Raw genomic sequence first — 18,960 nt, forward strand, 5'->3', positions numbered from 1 at the left:
TGGGTCTACCGTGGGTGGGGTCGCTCGGGCACGGACGTCCAGTGGGGGGCTCATGGCCGAGGTGACCGAGCCCGCTGCGCAGGCCGAGGAGCCTTCGCGCCGCGGGATGCTGCGCGAGACCCGCGACTCCATCGTCTCCGTGTTCGCCAACCGCAACCTCCGCCGGATCGAGCTTGCCTTCGTCGGGTCGGCGATCGGGGACTGGGCCTACGCCACGGCAGTCGCGGTCTGGGCGTACGGCGAGGGGGGCGCCAAGGCCGTGGGGATCTGGATGGCCATTCGGTACCTCCTGATGGCCGTGTGCGCGCCGTTCGGCGCTGCCCTCGCGGACAGGATGCCCCGCAAGCGGCTGATGATCCTGGCAGACCTCGGCCGCGCGCTACTCGTGGCGGCTGCCGCCCTGTGCCTGTACCTGGACACGCCCGCAGCGCCGGTCTACGTGCTGGCGACGTTGACGTCGCTGCTGAGTACGCCGTTCCTGGTCGCCCAGCGCGCGATGCTGCCGGCGCTGGCCGACCGGCCGGAGGAGCTCACCGCGGCGAACGGCACAGCGAGCACGATCGATGCGCTGGCGTTCTTTGCCGGACCCGCGCTCGGTGCGCTGCTGCTCGGGTTCACCACCGTCCAGGTCGTCTTCCTGGTCAACGTGGCCACGTTCGTGTGGTCGATGGCGCTCGTCGCGGGCGTCCGCCTGCCGGCGCGCGGTGAGCCCGGTGCCGACGACGTGGACCCTGGCGCGGAGAAACCGCCATCGCCCGGGTTCCTGGCCGAGACGTCGGCCGGCTTCCGGACCATCGGCGCGGACCGCGGTCTCCTGGTCGTGACGGCCGCCGCGTGCGTCCAGACCGTGGTGGCGGGGGCGTCAGCGGTCTTCGTGGTCGTGATGGCGGCCGACGTGCTCGGCACCGGTGCGCGAGGCGTCGGCTTCCTCGACTCCGTCTTCGGCATCGGGTCGATCGTGGGCGGTGTGCTGGCGATCGGCCGGGCCTCACGCGGCCGCCTCGCCACCGACCTCGCGGTCGGGGTCGGGCTCTGGTCGCTTCCGCTGCTCCTGGTCACGGTGCAGCCGAGCCCGGTCACCTGCTTCGCCGCGATGGCGCTGCTTGGCCTGGGCAACCCTCTGGTCGACGTGAACCTCGACACGATCGTCCAAAGGATCACTCCCGACGAGGTGCTGGGCCGGGTCTTCGGCGCACTCGAGGCCTGCTTCATCTCGACGATGGCTCTCGGTGCCCTGGTGATGCCGTTCCTCATCGAGTGGCTGGACCTCCGGTGGGCCATGCTGGCGATCGCGGTCCCCGTGGTGGCTGCGGTCGTGCTCGGCCTCCCGGAGATGCGTCGGCTCGACTTGAGGCTCCAGGAACCCGACAGGCTGCCCCTGCTCCGCAGCATCGACATCTTCGCGCCGTTGGCGCCGGGTGCGCTCGAGTCAGTGGCACGCCGGCTCACCGAGCTGAGGTTCGTCGCCGGCGAGGTGCTGCTGCGTGAGGGTGCGGAGTCCGACCTGTTCTACGTCATCGAGAGCGGGCTGGTCGAGGTCACGCAGCAGGGCCGGGTGCTCAGGCACGAGGGGCCGGGGGAGTACTTCGGAGAGATCGGTCTGCTGCGCAACGTCCCCCGCACCGCGACGATCACGGCGCTCGAGCCCACCGTCGTGCAGGCCCTCGCCCGTGAGGACTTCCTCCGGGCGGTGAGCGGGCACCGCGAGGCGCGTGTCGCTGCCGACAACGTGATCACCCGACGGTTGGCGGTGTAGCGAGATGGCCGCGTGCGTGAGCTGCTCCGTCGACCTCCCCGAGGGTGCCCGCTTCTGCTACAGCTGCGGCACCACCCAGGGTCCGCCCCCCTGCTCCTCGTGCGGCAGCCCGCTGGTCCAGGGCGCCCGCTTCTGCATGAGCTGCGGGGCCGCGCAGACGTCGTCGGCGCCCGCCGGGGTCCAGCCGGTCGCCGCCCGACGGGTCACCAGCGTGCTGTTCGGGGACCTCGTCGGGTTCACCGCGTTGTCCGAGGTGCGCGACCACGAGGAGACCCGCGAGCTGCTGACCCGCTACTTCGACGAGTGCCGGCAGATCATCGTCCGGTACGGCGGCACCGTGGAGAAGTTCATCGGCGACGCGGTGATGGCCGTGTGGGGCGTCCCGACGGCTCACGAGGACGACGCCGAAAGGGCCGTGCGAGCGGGGCTCGAGCTCGTGAACGTCGTCGCGACGATGGGCGAGGAGCTGGCGGTCCCGGGCCTGGACATGCGGGTCGGGATCGTGACCGGCGAGGTCGCGGTCACCATCGGCGCGGAGCAGCAGGGCATGGTGGCCGGCGACGCGGTCAACACCGCGGCGCGGGTCCAGTCGGCCGCGGCGCCGGGTCAGGTGTGGGTCGACGAGACCACCCGGCTGCTGACCTCGGCCGCGATCACCTACCTCGACGTGGGCAGCCACCCACTGAAGGGAAAGGTCGACCCGGTGCCGCTGTGGTCGGTGCGGGCCGTGGTCGCCGCCGTCGGCGGAGCGCAGCGAGCCGACGGGCTCGAGGCGCCCCTGGTCGGCCGGGAGCGGGAGCTGAGGCTGGTCAAGGAGCTGTTCCACTCTGTCGAGGAGACGCAAAGACCCACGTTGCTGGTGATGGTGGGCGAGCCCGGTGTCGGCAAGTCCCGGATCGCGTGGGAGTACGAGAAGTACGTCGACGGGCTCAGCGGCACCGTTCGCTGGCACAGCGGCAGGTGCGTCGCCTACGGGGAGGGCGTCGCGTTCTTCGCCCTGGCCGAAGCGGTCCGCGGACGGCTGCGCGCCGTGGACCCGGACTCAGACGTCGCGAACGAGGATCCGGGCCAGCTCCTGGACGAGGGGCTCGACCTCTACGTCCCGGACGAGACCGAGCGCACCTGGCTCCGCCCGAGACTCGGTGCCCTGCTGGGGATCGGCTCGGTCGGGACCTTCCCTCGCGAGGACCTGTTCAGCGCCTGGACGGCCTTCTTCCAGCGCGTCGGTGGCGACGAGCTGCCCGTGGTCCTGGTCATCGACGACGCCCAGCACGCCGACGACGGGCTGCTCCAGTTCGTGGAGCATCTGCTCAACGTCGCGACGTTCCCGTGCTTCATCTTCCTGCTCACCAGGCCCGGTCTGCTCGAGGCCCATCCGACGCTGGCGACCAACCGCCGCTCCGCCGTCAGCCATCTGGCGGCGCTGAGCGACGACCACGTCGGCGTCCTTCTCGACGGCCTGGTCGTGGGACTGCCCGTCCAGGTCCGGGAGTCGTTGGTGGCTCGGTCCGAGGGGGTCCCGCTCTTCGCCGTCGAGACGGTGCGTTCGCTGATCGACCGCGACCTGGTCATTCCCCGCGGCGGACAGTACGTGCTGGCGGACGCGGACACCCTGGACCTGGACTCGATCAGCGCGCCGGCCTCGCTGCACGCTCTGATCTCCGCCCGGCTCGATGCGCTCGCCCCCGAGCAACGACGGCTGGTCGACCTGGCGAGCGTTGTGGGCAACGTGTTCTCCCGCGACCAGATCGTGGATCTCTGTGGCACGCTCCACGGGCTCGCCGACGTGGACGCGGCGTTGGCCGGACTGGTCCGCTTGCAGATCCTCAGCCAGATGGCGAGCCGCCTCAGCGCCGACTTCGGCAACTACCAGTTCGTGCAGACCGTCGTACGACAGGTCGCGTACGCCACGTTGTCCCGCCGGGACCGTCGCGCGGCGCACCTGGCCGTCGCGGCCCAGACCGAAGCGGTCACCGACGCGTCCGGCGACCTGGCCCCGATCATCGCGCAGCACTACCTCGACGCAGTCGAGGCGCTGCCTTCCGAGCCGGATGTCCCCGACCTGGAAGCCCACGCGATTCTGCACCTCGAACGAGCGGCAGCGAGGGCGCGCTCGCTCGGTGGGCTGACCGAGTCGGCGGGACACCTGCTGGCCGCACTCGAACGGGCTCACGACCCCGCACTGCGGGCGCGGCTCGAGTCCGCGGTCGCGTGGGCACTCGTGGACGCCGGTGAGTACGCCGAGACGGTCCCCCACGCCGTCGCGGCAGTCGAGGCCTTCGACGTTCTGGAGGATGCCGTGTCCGCGGGCACGGCCGCCGCCGCCCATGGTGCCGCACTGACCTTGGACGGCGACAATGCCGGCGCCTGCGCACTCCTGGAGCCTCGGTGGCAGGCCCTGCTCGACGTACCGGGAGCCGACCTGGCCCTGCTGTCGATCGGCAAGGTGTTGTGCCAGGCGTCCGCACGGTTCGGCGACGAGCGTCGCGACGTCGTGGACCGTCGACTACAGATCGCCGAGCGGATCGGCGACAAGGAAGAGCTCGCCGACGCGTTGACCGCACTCAGCCTTTCGTACAGCGTGCTGGGCTCACCGGTGACGGCGCGGACGCTGATGTCGTCCGCGGCCGACCTTGCGCGCACACACCACTACCCGGTCGCGCTGGCTCGCTGTCTGTCCAACCTCACCGTGGAGTACAACCTGGTCGACCTCGACAAGGCGGTCGAGGTGGGGGCCGAGGCGGTAGAGGTTGCCGGGCGCGCCGGGGTCGCGATGTGGCAGAGCTACGCAGGGGCGAACCTGGACCTTGCGCTGTTTGCCGCGGGACGGTGGGCCGAGCTCGACGAACGCCTGGCACATGCGCAAGGCACTGCGGTCGTCGACCGCACGATCCATGCGGCGCTGAACGGCTACCTCACGGCCACCCGCGGCCACGAGGCTCCGGTGCCGTGGGGCGAGGGTGCGGCACCGGAGAGCGACGACCCGTCCGACACCGCGTGGGTCGCCTTCGCCCACGCCGCCGAGGCGCAGTCGCGAGGTGACCTGAAGGCCGCACTCGGCTTCGCGGTCGCGGCCGTCGACACGATGCACGAGCTGTCGGGCATGTCCGACGACTTCGTGCACATGTGGCCGGTTGCAGTCGAGCTGGCGATGGCCCGAGACGACGCGACCACGGTCGAGACGCTGCTCGAGATCGTCGACTCGGGTGCGGCCAAGGTGCTCGTCCCCGCGGCGATCCGGACCCACCGGACCAGGTTCGCCGGCCTGCGGGCACGTGGTGTCGACCCGGAGGTTGTCGAGGCGCTGCTCCGCGAGGCGATCGTAGGGTTCGCCGAGTGGGGGTCGCGGCACTACCAAGCCCGCGCCGAAGGGGAGCTCGGTGCCTGGCTCGCCGGCCGAGGCCGGGCCGACGAGGGCGCCGTGCTGCTCGAGGGAGCCCGGGCGGTGCTCACCGAGCTGGGCGCGGTGGCGTTCGTGGCTCAGCTGGGGGAGAGACAGCCTGCGTCGAGCTGAGCACGGGTACGCCTGAGAGAATGGGTCCGTGCCGTCCGTGCTTCCCGAGGGTGATCCCGCCCCCGTCGACGGGTCGCTACCGGCGGCGGCTCTCGCCACCCTCGGACAGCGCCCGCTGGGGGTCTACGTGCACGTGCCGTTCTGCTCGGTGCGGTGCGGCTACTGCGACTTCAACACCTACACCGCGACCGAGCTCGGCCGCGCCGGTGACGCACCCGGGGCCTCGCAGGCCACGTACGCCGACGCGGCGATCGCCGAGATCCGGTTCGCCCGGTCCGTGCTCGGCACGGCCGACGTGCCGGTATCCACGGTGTTCCTCGGCGGCGGCACACCCACGCTGCTCCCGCCGGCCGACCTGGTGCGGATCCTGGCGACGATCGACGCCGAGTTCGGGTTCACCGACGACGTCGAGGTCACCACTGAGTCCAACCCGGACTCCGTCGACCGGGCCGCCCTGGCGGCGCTGCGCGAGGGTGGGTTCAACCGGATCTCCTTTGGCATGCAGTCCGCGATGCCGCACGTGCTCTCGGTCCTGGACCGCACCCACGACCCGCGCCGAGTGCCACAGGTGGTGGCCTGGGCGCGGGAGGCCGGCTTCGAGGAGGTCAGCCTCGACCTGATCTACGGGACGCCGGGGGAGGCGGCGGCGGACTGGCGGGCCTCCCTCGACGCCGCGCTGGCCTGCGCCCCGGACCACGTCTCGGCATACGCCCTCATCGTCGAGGAGGGCACCGCGCTGGCCCGGCAGGTCCGCCGCGGGGAGGTGCCGATGCCCGACGACGACGACCTGGCCGACAAGTACGTCGCCGCGGACGAGGCGCTTCGGGCCGCGGGGCTCGACTGGTACGAGGTGTCCAACTGGGCCCGGCGGCCGGCGAGCGCCTGCCGGCACAACGTCGGCTACTGGACCGGGTCGGACTGGTGGGGCGTCGGCCCCGGGGCGCACTCGCACGTCGGCGGGGTGCGTTGGTGGAACGTCAAGCACCCCACGGCGTACGCCGCCCGTATCGGCCGGGGCGTGAGCGCGGCCCAGGCTCGCGAGACCCTCGACGACGAGACCCGGCGGGTCGAACGGGTGCTGCTCGAGACCCGGCTGCGCAGCGGTCTGCCGGCCGAGGTGCTCGACGACGCCGGCCGCACGACGGTCCCGGAGCTCGTCGGTCGCGGGCTGGTGGAGCCGGGCGACCCGCTCGTGCTCACCATGCGCGGTCGGCTGCTCGCCGATGCCGTGGTGCGCGACCTGCTGCCCTGACCGGCCTCAGCTGACCAGGCGCAGGCAGAGCGGGTAGCGGTACTGCTCACCGTTGGCCGCCTTGACCGTCGCCATGATGATCACGACCAGCGCGAAGACCGCGACCACGATCGCGACGGGTACGACGACGAGGGCACCGAGTCCGAAGGTCACCAGGGTGATGACGAAGCCGACCACGATGTAGATCAGTAGCGTGATCTGGAAGTTCAGGGACTCGACCGCGTGCTTGCGCACGTAGGCCGAGTCGTTGCCCTTGACCAGCATGATGACCAGCGGGGCGATGAAGCCCATCGCGAACCACGCGGCCACGAACGTGCCGACGTGTGCGGCCAGGGCCCAGTTGCGCTCCTCGGAGGTCGGCACGCCGCCGTAGCCCGGTTGGGGGGCGCCCGCGGGAGGCGGCGGGGGAGCGCCGGGCGGGTAGCTCATGGTGCCTCCTGTGGTGCGGTCACGAAGTCGATCAGCTCCTCAACCCTACCCAGCAGGGCGGGCTCGAGATCGGCGTACGACGACACCCTGCCGAGGATGTGCTTCCAGGCCCGGGCGATGTCGGCCTGGTCGCGGTGCGGCCAGCCGAGCTTCTGGCAGACGCCCTTCTTCCACTCGATGTTGCGCGGGATGGTCGGCCAGGCCTTGATCCCGAGGCGCTCGGGTTTCACCGCCTGCCAGATGTCGACGAACGGGTGCCCGACGACGAGCACGTGCCGGCCCACGGGGCTGCTGGCCACCGACGCCGCGATGCGGCTCTCCTTCGAGCCGGCCACCAGGTGGTCGACGAGCACGCCGACGCGGCGCTCCGGGCCGGGCCGGAAGTCCCGGAGCTGCTCGGCGAGGTCGTCGACGCCCTCGAGGTACTCCACGACGACGCCCTCGAGCCGGAGGTCGTCACCCCAGACCTTCTCGACCAGCTCGGCGTCGTGCCGACCCTCGACGAAGATCCGGCTCGCGCGGGCGACCCGGGCCCTGGTGCCGGGCACGGCGACCGATCCCGAGGCGGTTCGCGTCCTCGCCGCCGGTCCCTTGCGCGTAGGTGGGGTGAGGATCACCGGGACGCCCTCGAGCAGGAAGCCCGCGCCGAGCGGGAACGTGCGTCGCTTGCCGCGCCGGTCCTCGAGGGTGACGGTCATCAGGTCGCGCTCGACCGCGACGATCTCGCCGCACCAGTCGGTGGTGACCTCCTCGACCACCAGCCCCTTGTCGGCCGAGATCTCCACGGCGCGGCCCCGCCTCGGGGCACGCCAGTCGGTGTTGAGGACGTCGGTGCCGTAGCGGTCCACGGGAGGCATCGGGCCACCGTAGGGCGGTGCCGCGAGCACCGCCCGGTGGCGCGCCGTACCCGCTGTGCGATCCACTGGGCGATCCACTGGGCGATGAGATCCCGGTCACGAAAAGTCCTTGCGGGCGTAACAGTCGCGATATATCGTCGGACTATCGCGACTGGCTCGCGACTCGACGCTTCAACCGACGTGCGAAGGAGGGGTCCACATGGGACGCAGTCCATGGGACATGCCTTGGGACGACCCGCGCGCGGGTCGGCCGGGTCGGGGGCCGCACGGCTCCCACGGGCGCGGTGCGCCGTGGGGGTCCGGGCCGCCGCCCTGGCTGCAGGGACTGATCGGCCTGGCGCAGTCGGGTGGCACCGCCACCCGGGGGCCGCGGGTGCGCCGCGGTGACGTCCGCGCGGCGATCCTGGACGTGCTCGCCACCGAGCCGATGAACGGCTACCAGATCATCCAGCAGATCGCCGAGCGCAGCGGCGGCGCGTGGAAGCCGAGCCCCGGCTCGGTGTACCCGACCGTCCAGCAGCTCGAGGACGAGGGTCTCGTCGAGGGCACCGCCAGCGACGGCCGGCGGCTGCTCACGCTGACCGATGCGGGCCGGGCCTACGTCGAGGAGCACCCCGACGAGCTCGCCGCCACCTGGCGAGCGTTCGACGATGCGGCGGAGGCCGAGGGGGCCGACGGCGGTCCCGACCTCAAGCCGGTCATCGGCCAGACGATGAGCGCGGTGTGGCAGGTCGTGACGACCGGCACCAAGCAGCAGCAGGCGGAGGCGGCCGAGATCCTCGCCGACGCCCGGCGCCGCCTCTACGGCCTGCTCGCGGAGGGAGACACGGAATGAGCACTCCCGGGCGGCCGGAGCTGCGGATCAGCGACGAGGAGCGCGAGGCCGCGGTCGCCTCGCTGGGCGAGCACTACGCCGCGGGACGGCTGACCAAGGACGAGTACGACGAGCGCGCGTCGGTGGCCTTCAAGGCCCGGACCGCCTCGGCGCTGCGACCGCTGTTCGTGGACCTGCCGGGCCCGCACCCGTTCGCGGCGACGCCCCGCACGGGCGTGCCGCGGTTCGGCGCACCGGGGTTCGCAGCAGCCGGGTTCGGTGCGACCGGCGGGCAGCCGCGGCCTCCGGCAGGTCCCGGGCGTCGGCCCGGCTTCCGCATGCCGTTCATGCCGCTGTTCCTCGTGCTCATCGGGCTGTCGATCCTGTTCGGCACGCCGTGGCTGATCTTCATCGGGCTGGGCGCGCTGTGGTTCGCGAAGCTGCACCGACGCGGTTCGGCCTGGAGCGGTCACGGCTCCGCCTGGGACGCGTGCGGCTCGACGTCCCGGACGCGCGGGAGCCGCTGACCCGCGTCAGAGCAGGGGCAGGGAGCGCGCGGAGCGGGGCAGCTGCGCGTAGCCGCGGGCGACCGCGTGGCGAAGCTCCTCCTTGGGGTACGGCCAGTCGGCGGCGTCGAGGGCGTCGCCGACCGGTACGCCGCGGCTCGCGAGGTCGCGGATCGTCTCGGCGACCACTCCGACGGCGCTGCGCTGCTCCTGCACGAAGTCCTTGCTGACCGGCAGCCCGTGGCCGGGGACCACGACCGCGTCCTCGCCGAGCATCTGGATCACCAGGTCGAGCGCCGAGGGCCACTCCATCGGGAAGCAGTCGTCGCCGAAGCCGGGCACGCCGGACCGCAGGGCGGACTCCTCGACGAGGTCGCCGGCGAACATCACGTCGGCGTCCGGGACGCGCGCGACGACGTCGCCTGCTGTATGGCCGCGGCCGGGGTGCACCAGCTCGACCAGCCGGTCGCCGAGGTCGACGGCTCGCGCGGAGGAGAACGTGTGCGTGGGCGCGACCACCCGGGTGGCAGCGACGTCGGCGTGCTCGGGACGGCTGTCGTCGTCGCGGGCCTCCTGCTGCAGGGCGGGGGCGGATCGGGCGAGGTCGTCGGGCACCGAGTCGTGGGCGTACACCGGCGGACCGCCCGCCCCGGCGTACTCCTCGAGGAAGACCACGTTGCCGAAGGTGTGGTCGAAGTGCTTATGGGTGTTCGCGACCGCCACCACGTCGCCGACGCCGAGCGCGCGGACCTGCTCGACGACCCGACGGGCCGCCACCTCCGAGGCGTGCGTGTCGACGACGAGCAGCCCGTGGTCACCGCCGACGAGACCCACGTTGACGTCGAGGAACTCGAAGCGCGCCACCCAGCAGCGGTCGGCGACCTCGACGAAGCCGGCGTCGTGGCGGATCGAACGGGGCACCTCGGGCATGGGGTCACCGTACGTGCCGGCGCGGGTCACGACTCGGCGGTCACCCGGGGCGGCGGGTAGGCTTGGCACTCGAATCCAGTGAGTGCCAGGGCGATCGAGGAGGTGCCGGCATGGTCGAGGACCGCAAGCTCAACGTGCTGCGCGCGATCGTCGAGGACTACGTCGCGACCCAGGAGCCGGTCGGCTCCAAGGCCCTCGTCGACCGGCACCAGCTCGGCGTGAGCCCGGCCACCGTGCGCAACGACATGGCCGCGCTGGAGGAGGAGGGGTTCATCACCCAGCCGCACACCAGCGCGGGTCGGATCCCCACCGACAAGGGCTACCGGTTGTTCGTCGACCGGCTGAGCACCGTCAAGCCGCTGTCGGCGGCCGAGAAGCGGGCGATCACCACGCTGCTCGAGGGCGCCGTCGACCTCGACGACGTCGTGCAGCGCAGCGTCCGGCTGCTCGCTCAGCTGACCCGGCAGGTCGCCGTCGTGCAGTACCCGACGCTGTCGCGCTCCACCGTGCGGCACGTCGAGGTCGTCCCGCTGGGCGGCTCCCGGCTGCTGCTTGTGCTGATCCTGTCCACCGGACGGGTCGAGCAGCGGGTGGTCGAGCTGCCCGAGCCGCTGTCCGACGAGGCGGTCGCCGAGATCCGCACCAAGGTCAACCGGGCCACGCTCGGGGAGCGGCTGGCCGACGCCGCCGACAAGCTGGTGCAGCTGCCCGACGAGTTCGAGCAGGACAGCCGGGCGCCGATCGCGGCGTTGGTCGCCTCGCTGGTGGAGGCGATGAGCGACCACCGCTCCGACGAGCGCGTGCTGGTCGGCGGCACCGCCAACCTCGCCCGGTTCGGCGACGGGTTCGACACCAGCATCCGGCCGATGCTGGAGGCGCTGGAGGAGCACGTCGTGCTGCTGCGACTGCTCGGCGAGGCCACGTCGCCGTCGACCCTGACGGTGCGGATCGGGCACGAGGGACCCTACGAGGAGCTGGCGGCCACGTCCGTGGTCGCGACCGGCTACGGCCCGGGTGACGAGGCGCTGGCATCGTTGGGCATCGTCGGCCCGACCCGGATGGACTACCCGGGATCCATGGCGGCCGTGCGCGCGGTGGCGCGCTACGTCAGCCGGATCCTCGACGAAGGATGACCGCCCCGCACGGAACCGGACGGCGGACGCAAACGAGACGCAACCGAGCTGAGAGACCCACGTGAGCCAGGACCTGTACGAAACCCTCGGGGTATCCCGTGACGCGGACGGCGACACGATCAAGAAGGCCTACCGCCGGCTGGCCCGACAGCTGCACCCCGACGTCAATCCCGACCCGGAGACCCAGGAGCGGTTCAAGGACGTCACCCGGGCCTACGAGGTGCTCTCCGACCCCGAGAAGCGCCGGATGTACGACCTCGGCGGAGACCCGTTCAACGGCGCCGGCGGCGGGTTCGCGGGCGCGGGCGCAGGGTTCTCGTTCACCGACATCATGGACGCCTTCTTCGGTGGTGCCGCGGGTGGCGCCGCCGGTGGCGGGCGCGGGCCGCGGCCGCGGGTACGCCGGGGTCAGGACGCGCTGATCCGCCTCGACGTGGACCTCGCCGAGGCGGCGTTCGGCACGACGCGGGAGCTGAAGGTCGACACCGCCGTGCTGTGCTCGCTGTGCCAGGGCAGCGGCGCCGCCCCGGGGTCGTCGCCGAAGCAGTGCGAGACCTGTCACGGGCGCGGGGAGACCGTGCACCAACAGCGCTCGTTCCTCGGCGAGATCCGCACGATGCGTCCCTGTGCGGCCTGCCGCGGCTACGGCACGATCATCCCCGAGCCGTGCCGCGAGTGCTCCGGCGACGGGCGGGTCCGCTCGCGCCGCAACCTCAACGTGAAGATCCCGGCCGGCGTCGACACCGGCACCCGGGTGCAGCTGTCCGGTCAGGGCGAGGTCGGTCCCGGCGGCGGCCCGGCCGGCGACCTGTACGTCGAGATCCACGTCGCCGACCACCCGGTGTTCGTCCGGCAGGGCCACGACCTGCACTGCACGGTCACCGTGCCGATGACGGCCGCGGCCCTCGGCACCACCCTCGACCTGCCGCTGCTCGAGGCGGACCTCGTCTCCGACGACGACGAGGCCACCGAGCTGGAGACGACCGTCGAGCTCGAGATCCGCACCGGCACCCAGTCGGGCACCGAGATCGTGATCGGTGGCCTCGGCGTACCGGCCCTGCGCGGGAGCGGGCGCGGCGACATCGTCGTACGCGTGGTGGTGGAGACGCCCACGCGCCTCGACGAGCGCCAGGAGGAGCTGCTCCGCGAGCTCGCCGCGCTGCGCCAGGAGGAGGCTCCCGACGGGCAGGTGCACGCCGCGCCGAAGTCGGTGTTCAGCCGCTTCCGCGACGCGTTCAACCAGCGATGAGCCTGCCGGTCTTCGTCCACCCCGCGGTGGCCGGAGTCGCGCTGCACGAGTCCTTGACGCTCGACGGCGACGAGGCCAGGCATGCGGTGGTGGTGAAGCGGATCAGGGTCGGCGAGCGCATCGCCCTGACCGACGGCCGGGGTACGACGGTGCAGGGGACGGTCACCGCCGCCGCGAGGACCAGCCTGACCCTGGACGTCGAGGGCTCGGCCTACCTCGAGGGTGAGAACCCCCGGGTGACCGTCGTGCAGGCGATCCCGAAGGGGGACCGCGGGGAGCTCGCCGTCGAGATGCTGACCGAGGTGGGCGCCGACGTGATCGTGCCGTGGGCGGCCGCGCGCTCGGTCGCGGTGTGGCGCGGCGACCGGGCCGCCAAGTCACTTGCCAAGTGGCGCAGCACCGCCCGCGAGGCGGCCAAGCAGGCGCGTCGCGCGTGGTTCCCCGAGGTCACCGACATGGCCGGCACCGACGAGGTGGTCGAGCTGCTGCGCGGGGCGTCGGTCCCGGTGGTGCTGCACGAGGCCGCGTCCGGACCGCTGGCCGACCTTCCCGTGCCGGGGCAGGCCGAGATCGTCATCGTGGTGGGCCCCGAGGGCGGCATCGCCGACGAGGAGCTCGCCGCGTTCGCCGCCGTCGGCGCCGAACCGGTCCGCCTCGGCCGCTCCGTGCTGCGCACCTCCACCGCCGGCGTCGCCGCCACCGCCGCCCTGCTGTCCCGCACCCCCCGCTGGCGCTGACCGGCGAGGGGTCAGAACTTCAGGCTCCTGGACGGCGTGTCTCTGCATCCGTGACTCATCGCCGCGCGTCGGCTCTCAGGACATCAGCAGCGCGGTGACGCGGTCCACCTCTTCGTCGAGCCCGCGCCGCTCGGACCTCGACAGCTTCTTGAACACGTCGAGCACGACCCGGTCGTCGCGCCACCACCACAGGCCGGCCATGAACCCGTCGACGAAGACAGTGTTGCCGACGCCGCCGTTGGTGCCCATCCAGCGGCCGCGGACCTCCGGCGGGACGATCCGGTCCCGGTCGACGTGGGAGAGCCACACGTTGTCGTAGGCGCCGAGCAGTCGGACCGGTGCGGGTGCCGACCCGTCGAGGATCGGTGCCCCCGGTACGTCGTACAGCCGCTTGCCGCGGTCGGTCTCCACCACCTCGAGCTCGTCTGCCATCGACGCGAACACCGGGCCGAGCCGGGTCACCCGCGACCAGACCGTCATGTCCGCGGCCGTGGCCGGGCCGAACGCACGGAGGTAGCGCCGCACCAGCTCGCGGACGTCGACCTCGACGGTCGGCCGGCCGAGGTGGTTCTCGACGGTCTGGTAGACGACACCGCCCGATCCGCGCCAGAGGCCGCGTGGCGGCAGCTGCACGAGGGGTGCTCGTTCGCGGGCCAGGTGGGCGAGGGCGGCGGCCGGTGCGTCGGGGAAGGCGCCGGCCAGCCGTTCACCGAGCTCCTTGACCGGCAGCGGTCCCGCGGCGAGCAACCGTCGCGTCTCCGCGACGATGTCCTCGACCGGGACGTGTCGGGCCGGCTTGTTCATCTGGTTGCTCTTGCTGACCTGGTCGAGAGCGGGCTGCACCCAGGGCCGCAGGGCGAGGGCGTCGTCGGGCGTCAGCACGTGGATGGTGCCGCGCATGGTGAGCAGCCGGACCGCGTCGCCGCGCTCGAGGGCGCCCGACAGCTCCGACGGGTCGAAGTCGTCGATGCGGGCGGCGAGCGACAGGTACGGCGGCAGGTTCTCCTGCGCCTGCAGGCCGACGAGGTGCTCGACCATGGCGAGTGCCGGCGTCGTCGTACGCGAGAGCAGGTGCTGGCGTGCGAGCAGGGTGCGGTTGAGGTCACGAAGAGTCAGACCGCCGGGCACGGGGGCCAGCCTAGGCGAGCCGCCGAGGCTGCCGAGGAGTCAGTTGTGCGGCGACACTCCGCCGAGGGGCCTGAGTACCTGACCCCTCGGCGGGCTTGTGGGTTCAGCGGATGAGGGTCACGCGCTTGGTGTCGCGGAACGGGGCGAAGCCCTCGCCGCCGGACATGTCCTCGTCGTGCACGACCAGGGTGTAGTCGCCAGGCGCAGTGCCGTCGGGGACGTCGACGGTGAAGGAGTACGGCGCCATCGTGCAGCACTCCTGGGCGGTCACCGGGCGGTCGGCGTTGGACGCGACGACCCTGCCGTCCGCGCCGCCCTCCCTGAGCTCCCACGCGACGTTGGCCTCGAAGAACGAGCCGAGGCCGGTCACCTCGAACCCGTCGCGCACCTCGGCACCCTCGCCCGGCGTGATGATCCAGACCTGGGCGAGCGTGGAGGCGGCGTCTGCGCGGGCGAGCGGCTCGGAGACCGGGACGCCGAGCAGCTGGTCGGTGCGACCGCCGTCGAGCCGGAACTGCACCGGCGCCGTCGCCTGCACCGCGGCCTGGGCGGTGTAGACGAGCTGCTGGACCGCCATCTCCGCCTCGGCCTGGCTCATCCCGGCCGGCCGGTCGTGCAGCGGGGTGCCCGGGCTGGTCACGTCGATGTCGATCTGGCCGTCCGCGCCCGCACCGTCGAACGAGGTCGCCGCCTGGGTGCCCGCCGGCCACGGCGTGCGGTAGTCGGGGTCGTCCGGCGCCCGACCCACGGCATCGGCGACCGCCTGCGTGAGCGGGTCCCCGCCGGTGCCGGGGTGGAACTCGCGGTACAGCCGCGGCCCCTGACCGGTCTCACCCACGTAGTAGACCGGGACCGCACCCTCGACCGGCACCGGGTCGGCCTCCGGCGTGGACGGCTCCGGGTCCGTCGAGGCCGAGGCGTCGTCGGTCACCGTCGGCTCGGCCGCCGACGTCGTACTCGCGGCGGGGCCGGGGTCGTCCGTGGCGGTCGGGCCGCCGTTGTCACCGAGCACGGCGACCGCCGCGACGGTGGCGGCCGTGGTCACGACCGCCGCGGTGGCGGCGACCAGCCAGGGGCGCCCGGACATCGTCCTCACCTTCGTGCGGGTCTGGATCGCGTCGAGCCCGTCGCCGGGCTCTACGTCGGAGGTGGCGTCGTCGAGCAGGTCGCGGAGCCGCTGCTCCTCGTCGTGGCGGAAGCCCGAGGGCTCGTAGGGGTTGCTCATGACATGTCCTCCAGCAGCAGCGGGCCGAGCGACGTGCGCAGGGCGTCGGCGGCGCGCGAGGCGTGGCTCTTCACCGCGCCGTTGCTGATCCCGAGCGCCTCGGCGATCTGGGTCTCAGAGAGGTCGAGGTAGTAGCGCAGCACGATCACCTCGCGCTGGCGGCGGGGCAGGGCGGCGAGCGCGTCGAGCACCCGGGTGCGCCGCTCGTCGGTCACCGCGGTCTCGTCGGCTCCGGGCGCCTCCGGCAGCACCTCGGGCACGTGCCGGGCGGCCACGACCCGGCGGCGGAGCACCGACCGGGACCGGTTCACCACGGTCTGCCGCAGGTAGGCGAGCGCCTTGTCCGGCTCGCGGAGCCGGTGCCAACGGCCGTGCATCGCCACGAACGAGTCCTGCACGACCTCCTCGGCCGTCTCCACGTCGCGCACGAGCAGCACCGAGAGCCGCACCAGCCGCCGGTAGTGGGCGGCGTACAGCTCCTCCACCGCGACGTCGGCGTCCCACTGCTGGTGCTGACCGGCGGACGGGGTCGACGACGGCCGCGCCGAGGCGTCGGTCATCGCATCCCTCGTCCGGGGTCGCAGGAGCAGGTCCGTCCTCACGGTAGTTCCACGCGCGGCCGGACCCGGGGGTTGACACCCGGATGCGCCCAAACTTCGGGTACGCCGGGCCGGGCGCACCGGCATACCCTGGCTCCATGGCCGACGCGAGCACGTCCGACTGCCTCTTCTGCAAGCTCGTCGCGGGCGAGATCCCGGCCGACGTGGTGCACGAGTCCGACACCACCGTCGCCTTCCGCGACATCGAGCCGCAGGCCCCGACGCACGTCCTGGTGATCCCGCGGAGCCATCACGCGGACGCCGCCGCGCTCGCGGCGGCCGAGCCGACCGTGCTGGTCGACCTCGTCGACGCCGCCGCGGCGGTCGCCAAGGCCGACGGGATCGCCGACGACGGCTACCGGCTGGTCTTCAACACCGGCGCGTCCGCCCACCAGACCGTGTTCCACGCACACCTGCACGTCCTCGGGGGACGCACGATGACCTGGCCGCCGGGATGACCCGCGGCGTCGCGCCCTGGCTGCCGGTGCTGCTCGGGGTGAGCCTCGTGCTGGGCGGTTGCGGCGGTACGCCCGACGACGACGCACGAGACCCGTCGACGACGACGGCGCCCTCGGCGGAGCCGTCCGTGGACAGCCAGGCGCACGACGGCCACGGGGGCGACGGGGCCGAGCCCGCGAGCACGCCGCTGCGCGAGGGTGAGCGGTTCGCCCGGCTGGCCATGCCGGCGCCCTACTCGCCGTCGGCTCCCAACGGCACCGGGACCGACGACTACCGCTGCTTCCTGCTCGACCCGGAGCTCGCCGAGGACGCCTTCATCACCGGCTTCGACGTGCAGCCCGGCACCCCGGACACCGTGCACCACGTGATCATGTTCCGGGTGCCTCCCGAGCTCGTCTCGCAGGCGGAGGCCGCCGACAAGGCCACGCCGGGGGAGGGCTGGACCTGCTTCGGCGACGCCGGCATCCCGGCCGCGAGCGGCAGCGTCGACGACGTGCCGTGGCTCGGCGCGTGGGCGCCGGGCGGCGGGGAAAGGGTGCTCGCCGACGACCTCGGCACCCCCGTCGAGGCCGGCTCCCAGGTGGTCATGCAGGTGCACTACAACCTGCTCGCCGGCACCGGCCCCGACGTGACCGCCGCCAGGCTCCGGCTCGCCTCCGCGGACAAGGACCTCGCACCGCTGCAGACGATGCTGCTGCCCGCGCCGGTCGAGCTGCCCTGCCGACCCCGCCACTCCGACGGCAAGCTGTGCGACCGCGACGCGGCCGTCGACGACGTGATCGCGCGGTTCGGGCCGTCGGGCAACACGGCCAACGGGCTGCACATGTTCTGCGGCTCCCAGCCGGTCGGACCCGAGCAGCACTGCGACACCACCATCGAGAGGCCCGCCACGCTGCGCGCCGTGGCCGGGCACATGCACCTGCTCGGCCGGAGCCTGACCATCGACGTCAACCCCGGCACCCGACGCGAACAGCGGGTGCTCGACATCCCGGTCTGGAACTTCGACGACCAGGGCGCCGTGTCCGTCGACCCGCTGCGGCTCCGGCGCGGCGACACGGTCCGGGTGACCTGCACCCACGACCAGTCGCTGCGCGACCAGCTGCCCGCGTTCGAGGGGCAGGAGGAGCGGTACGTCGTGTGGGGCGAGGGCACCACCGACGAGATGTGCCTCGGCATGCTGCTGGTCACCCGCCCATGAGCGCGGCGCGCCGTACCCCGACCGGGGGTGGACCTTGCCGCGCGACAACTCGGTGGGCGGCGCAGAGGGGTCGCAGTAGCATGGAAGGGACAGATCGCCCCACGACCGCAGGAGGGCAGGCCGCACCGGCCACCCCATGACAGACACCGATACCCCTCAGCACATCATCGTGGTGCCGGCGAGCGTCCCCATGGTCGCCCTCCTCGGGCCCCGGGACGAGCACCTCGCCCTCATCGAGAAGGCGTTCGAGGCCGACATCCACGTCCGGGGCAACCAGGTCACCCTGCGCGGCGAGCCCGCCGAGGTCGCCCTCGTGGAGCGGCTGCTCGACGAGCTCGTGACGATCATCCGCACCGGCCAGGGCGTCACCCCCGAGACCGTCGAGCGTGCGATCGGCATGCTCCGGCAGGAGACGACCGAGCGTCCCGCAGACGTGCTCTCGATGAACATCCTGTCCAACCGCGGCCGCACGATCCGTCCCAAGACGCTGAACCAGAAGCGGTACGTCGACGCGATCGACAAGCACACGATCGTGTTCGGGATCGGCCCGGCCGGCACCGGCAAGACCTACCTCGCGATGGCGAAGGCCGTGCAGGCGCTGCAGTCCAAGAACGTCAACCGGATCATCCTGACCCGCCCGGCGGTCGAGGCCGGGGAGCGGCTCGGGTTCCTGCCCGGCACGCTGAGCGAGAAGATCGACCCCTACCTGCGGCCGCTGTACGACGCGCTGCACGACATGCTCGACCCCGAGACGATCCCCAAGCTCCTGGCGGCCGGGACGATCGAGGTCGCCCCGCTGGCCTACATGCGCGGGCGCACCCTCAACGACGCGTTCATCATCCTCGACGAGGCGCAGAACACCTCGCCCGAGCAGATGAAGATGTTCCTGACCCGCCTCGGTTTCGGCTCCAAGATGGTGGTCACCGGCGATGTCACCCAGGTCGACCTGCCGGCCGGCACCAAGAGCGGGCTGCGGATCGTCGAGGACATCCTCACCGGCATCGAGGACGTGGGGTTCAACCGGCTCACCTCGCACGACGTCGTACGACACCGGCTGGTCGGTCACATCGTCGCGGCGTACGACGTCTACGAGGCCCGCCGCGAGCAGCAGGACAGCGACCGGCACGAGCGCGGCAACGGCGACACCGGCCGCCGCCCCCGCCGAGCCTGAGAG

At 72.5% G+C, this 18,960-nt stretch carries 17 protein-coding genes; 11 read left to right on the plus strand and 6 right to left on the minus strand.

The window, feature by feature from the left end; genetic code table 11:
- The first annotated feature begins 52 nt into the window (after positions 1 to 52).
- Genes VFH10_RS17145 through hemW form a run of 3 tightly spaced genes read left to right on the plus strand, consistent with a single transcriptional unit; the run spans position 53 to position 6,522 of the window.
- Positions 53 to 1,756, plus strand: a complete 1,704-nt coding sequence (locus VFH10_RS17145) for an MFS transporter (protein WP_325130750.1) — start codon at positions 53 to 55, stop codon at positions 1,754 to 1,756.
- Positions 1,757 to 1,772: 16 nt separating this feature from the next.
- Entirely contained in the window at positions 1,773 to 5,270 is a 3,498-nt protein-coding gene (locus VFH10_RS17150) for an adenylate/guanylate cyclase domain-containing protein (RefSeq protein ID WP_325130752.1), read from the plus strand.
- Between the two features lie 28 nt (positions 5,271 to 5,298).
- Positions 5,299 to 6,522 (plus strand): radical SAM family heme chaperone HemW, encoded by a 1,224-nt coding sequence (hemW, locus tag VFH10_RS17155; RefSeq protein ID WP_325130754.1) that lies wholly within the window; start codon positions 5,299 to 5,301, stop codon positions 6,520 to 6,522.
- 6 nt (positions 6,523 to 6,528) lie between these two features.
- On the opposite strand, the gene VFH10_RS17160 is transcribed toward hemW, so the two are convergent.
- Together VFH10_RS17160 and VFH10_RS17165 are read right to left on the minus strand one after the other, a co-directional pair.
- Positions 6,529 to 6,951 (minus strand): DUF4870 domain-containing protein, encoded by a 423-nt coding sequence (locus VFH10_RS17160; protein ID WP_325130755.1) that lies wholly within the window; start codon positions 6,949 to 6,951, stop codon positions 6,529 to 6,531.
- The gene (locus VFH10_RS17165) at positions 6,948 to 7,808 is read right to left on the minus strand and encodes a DUF3097 domain-containing protein (protein ID WP_325130757.1); all 861 of its coding nucleotides are present in this window, start codon (positions 7,806 to 7,808) and stop codon (positions 6,948 to 6,950) included. The genes VFH10_RS17160 and VFH10_RS17165 overlap by 4 nt, the downstream gene beginning before the upstream one ends.
- Before the next feature lie 199 nt (positions 7,809 to 8,007).
- Here VFH10_RS17165 and VFH10_RS17170 point away from each other — a divergent pair, with 199 nt between their 5' ends.
- Positions 8,008 to 8,643 (plus strand): PadR family transcriptional regulator, encoded by a 636-nt coding sequence (locus VFH10_RS17170; protein ID WP_325130759.1) that lies wholly within the window; start codon positions 8,008 to 8,010, stop codon positions 8,641 to 8,643.
- Positions 8,640 to 9,149, plus strand: coding sequence for a DUF1707 domain-containing protein (locus VFH10_RS17175; RefSeq protein ID WP_325130761.1), 510 nt, complete (start codon positions 8,640 to 8,642; stop codon positions 9,147 to 9,149). Before VFH10_RS17170 ends, VFH10_RS17175 begins: the two co-directional genes overlap by 4 nt.
- 6 nt (positions 9,150 to 9,155) lie before the next feature.
- Here the strand turns inward: VFH10_RS17175 and VFH10_RS17180 are convergent, their stop codons facing one another.
- Positions 9,156 to 10,058 carry an MBL fold metallo-hydrolase gene (locus tag VFH10_RS17180; protein ID WP_325130763.1) on the minus strand — a complete coding sequence of 301 codons (903 nt, stop codon included), beginning with the start codon at positions 10,056 to 10,058 and terminating at the stop codon, positions 9,156 to 9,158.
- A 110-nt stretch (positions 10,059 to 10,168) separates the two neighbouring features.
- Here VFH10_RS17180 and hrcA point away from each other — a divergent pair, with 110 nt between their 5' ends.
- From hrcA to VFH10_RS17195, 3 genes are all read left to right on the plus strand, one after another.
- Positions 10,169 to 11,191 carry a heat-inducible transcriptional repressor HrcA gene (gene hrcA, locus VFH10_RS17185; RefSeq protein ID WP_325130765.1) on the plus strand — a complete coding sequence of 341 codons (1,023 nt, stop codon included), beginning with the start codon at positions 10,169 to 10,171 and terminating at the stop codon, positions 11,189 to 11,191.
- Positions 11,192 to 11,252: 61 nt separating this feature from the next.
- Positions 11,253 to 12,440, plus strand: a complete 1,188-nt coding sequence (gene dnaJ / locus VFH10_RS17190; protein WP_325130767.1) for a molecular chaperone DnaJ — start codon at positions 11,253 to 11,255, stop codon at positions 12,438 to 12,440.
- Positions 12,437 to 13,177: a 16S rRNA (uracil(1498)-N(3))-methyltransferase gene (locus VFH10_RS17195; protein WP_325130769.1), complete on the plus strand. Its 741-nt coding sequence runs from the start codon at positions 12,437 to 12,439 to the stop codon at positions 13,175 to 13,177. Before dnaJ ends, VFH10_RS17195 begins: the two co-directional genes overlap by 4 nt.
- A 75-nt stretch (positions 13,178 to 13,252) precedes the next feature.
- Here VFH10_RS17195 and VFH10_RS17200 read toward each other — a convergent pair whose 3' ends face one another.
- From VFH10_RS17200 to VFH10_RS17210, 3 genes are all read right to left on the minus strand, one after another.
- Positions 13,253 to 14,305: a winged helix DNA-binding domain-containing protein gene (locus VFH10_RS17200; RefSeq protein WP_325130771.1), complete on the minus strand. Its 1,053-nt coding sequence runs from the start codon at positions 14,303 to 14,305 to the stop codon at positions 13,253 to 13,255.
- 103 nt (positions 14,306 to 14,408) lie between these two features.
- Positions 14,409 to 15,530 carry a Gmad2 immunoglobulin-like domain-containing protein gene (locus VFH10_RS17205; protein WP_325130773.1) on the minus strand — a complete coding sequence of 374 codons (1,122 nt, stop codon included), beginning with the start codon at positions 15,528 to 15,530 and terminating at the stop codon, positions 14,409 to 14,411.
- Positions 15,527 to 16,090, minus strand: coding sequence for a SigE family RNA polymerase sigma factor (locus VFH10_RS17210; protein WP_325130775.1), 564 nt, complete (start codon positions 16,088 to 16,090; stop codon positions 15,527 to 15,529). The genes VFH10_RS17205 and VFH10_RS17210 overlap by 4 nt, the downstream gene beginning before the upstream one ends.
- Positions 16,091 to 16,227: 137 nt before the next feature.
- Here VFH10_RS17210 and VFH10_RS17215 point away from each other — a divergent pair, with 137 nt between their 5' ends.
- The 3 genes from VFH10_RS17215 to VFH10_RS17225 all read left to right on the plus strand — a co-directional run bounded on the left by VFH10_RS17215 (position 16,228) and on the right by VFH10_RS17225 (position 18,957).
- Positions 16,228 to 16,587, plus strand: a complete 360-nt coding sequence (locus VFH10_RS17215; RefSeq protein ID WP_325130777.1) for an HIT domain-containing protein — start codon at positions 16,228 to 16,230, stop codon at positions 16,585 to 16,587.
- Positions 16,584 to 17,786 (plus strand): hypothetical protein, encoded by a 1,203-nt coding sequence (locus tag VFH10_RS17220; protein WP_325130780.1) that lies wholly within the window; start codon positions 16,584 to 16,586, stop codon positions 17,784 to 17,786. Before VFH10_RS17215 ends, VFH10_RS17220 begins: the two co-directional genes overlap by 4 nt.
- 136 nt (positions 17,787 to 17,922) lie before the next feature.
- Positions 17,923 to 18,957, plus strand: a complete 1,035-nt coding sequence (locus tag VFH10_RS17225) for a PhoH family protein (protein WP_325130782.1) — start codon at positions 17,923 to 17,925, stop codon at positions 18,955 to 18,957.
- The last annotated feature ends 3 nt before the right edge of the window (positions 18,958 to 18,960 follow it).

Source organism: Nocardioides sp. (genome assembly GCF_035697785.1).
Taxonomy (GTDB): domain Bacteria; phylum Actinomycetota; class Actinomycetes; order Propionibacteriales; family Nocardioidaceae; genus Nocardioides_B.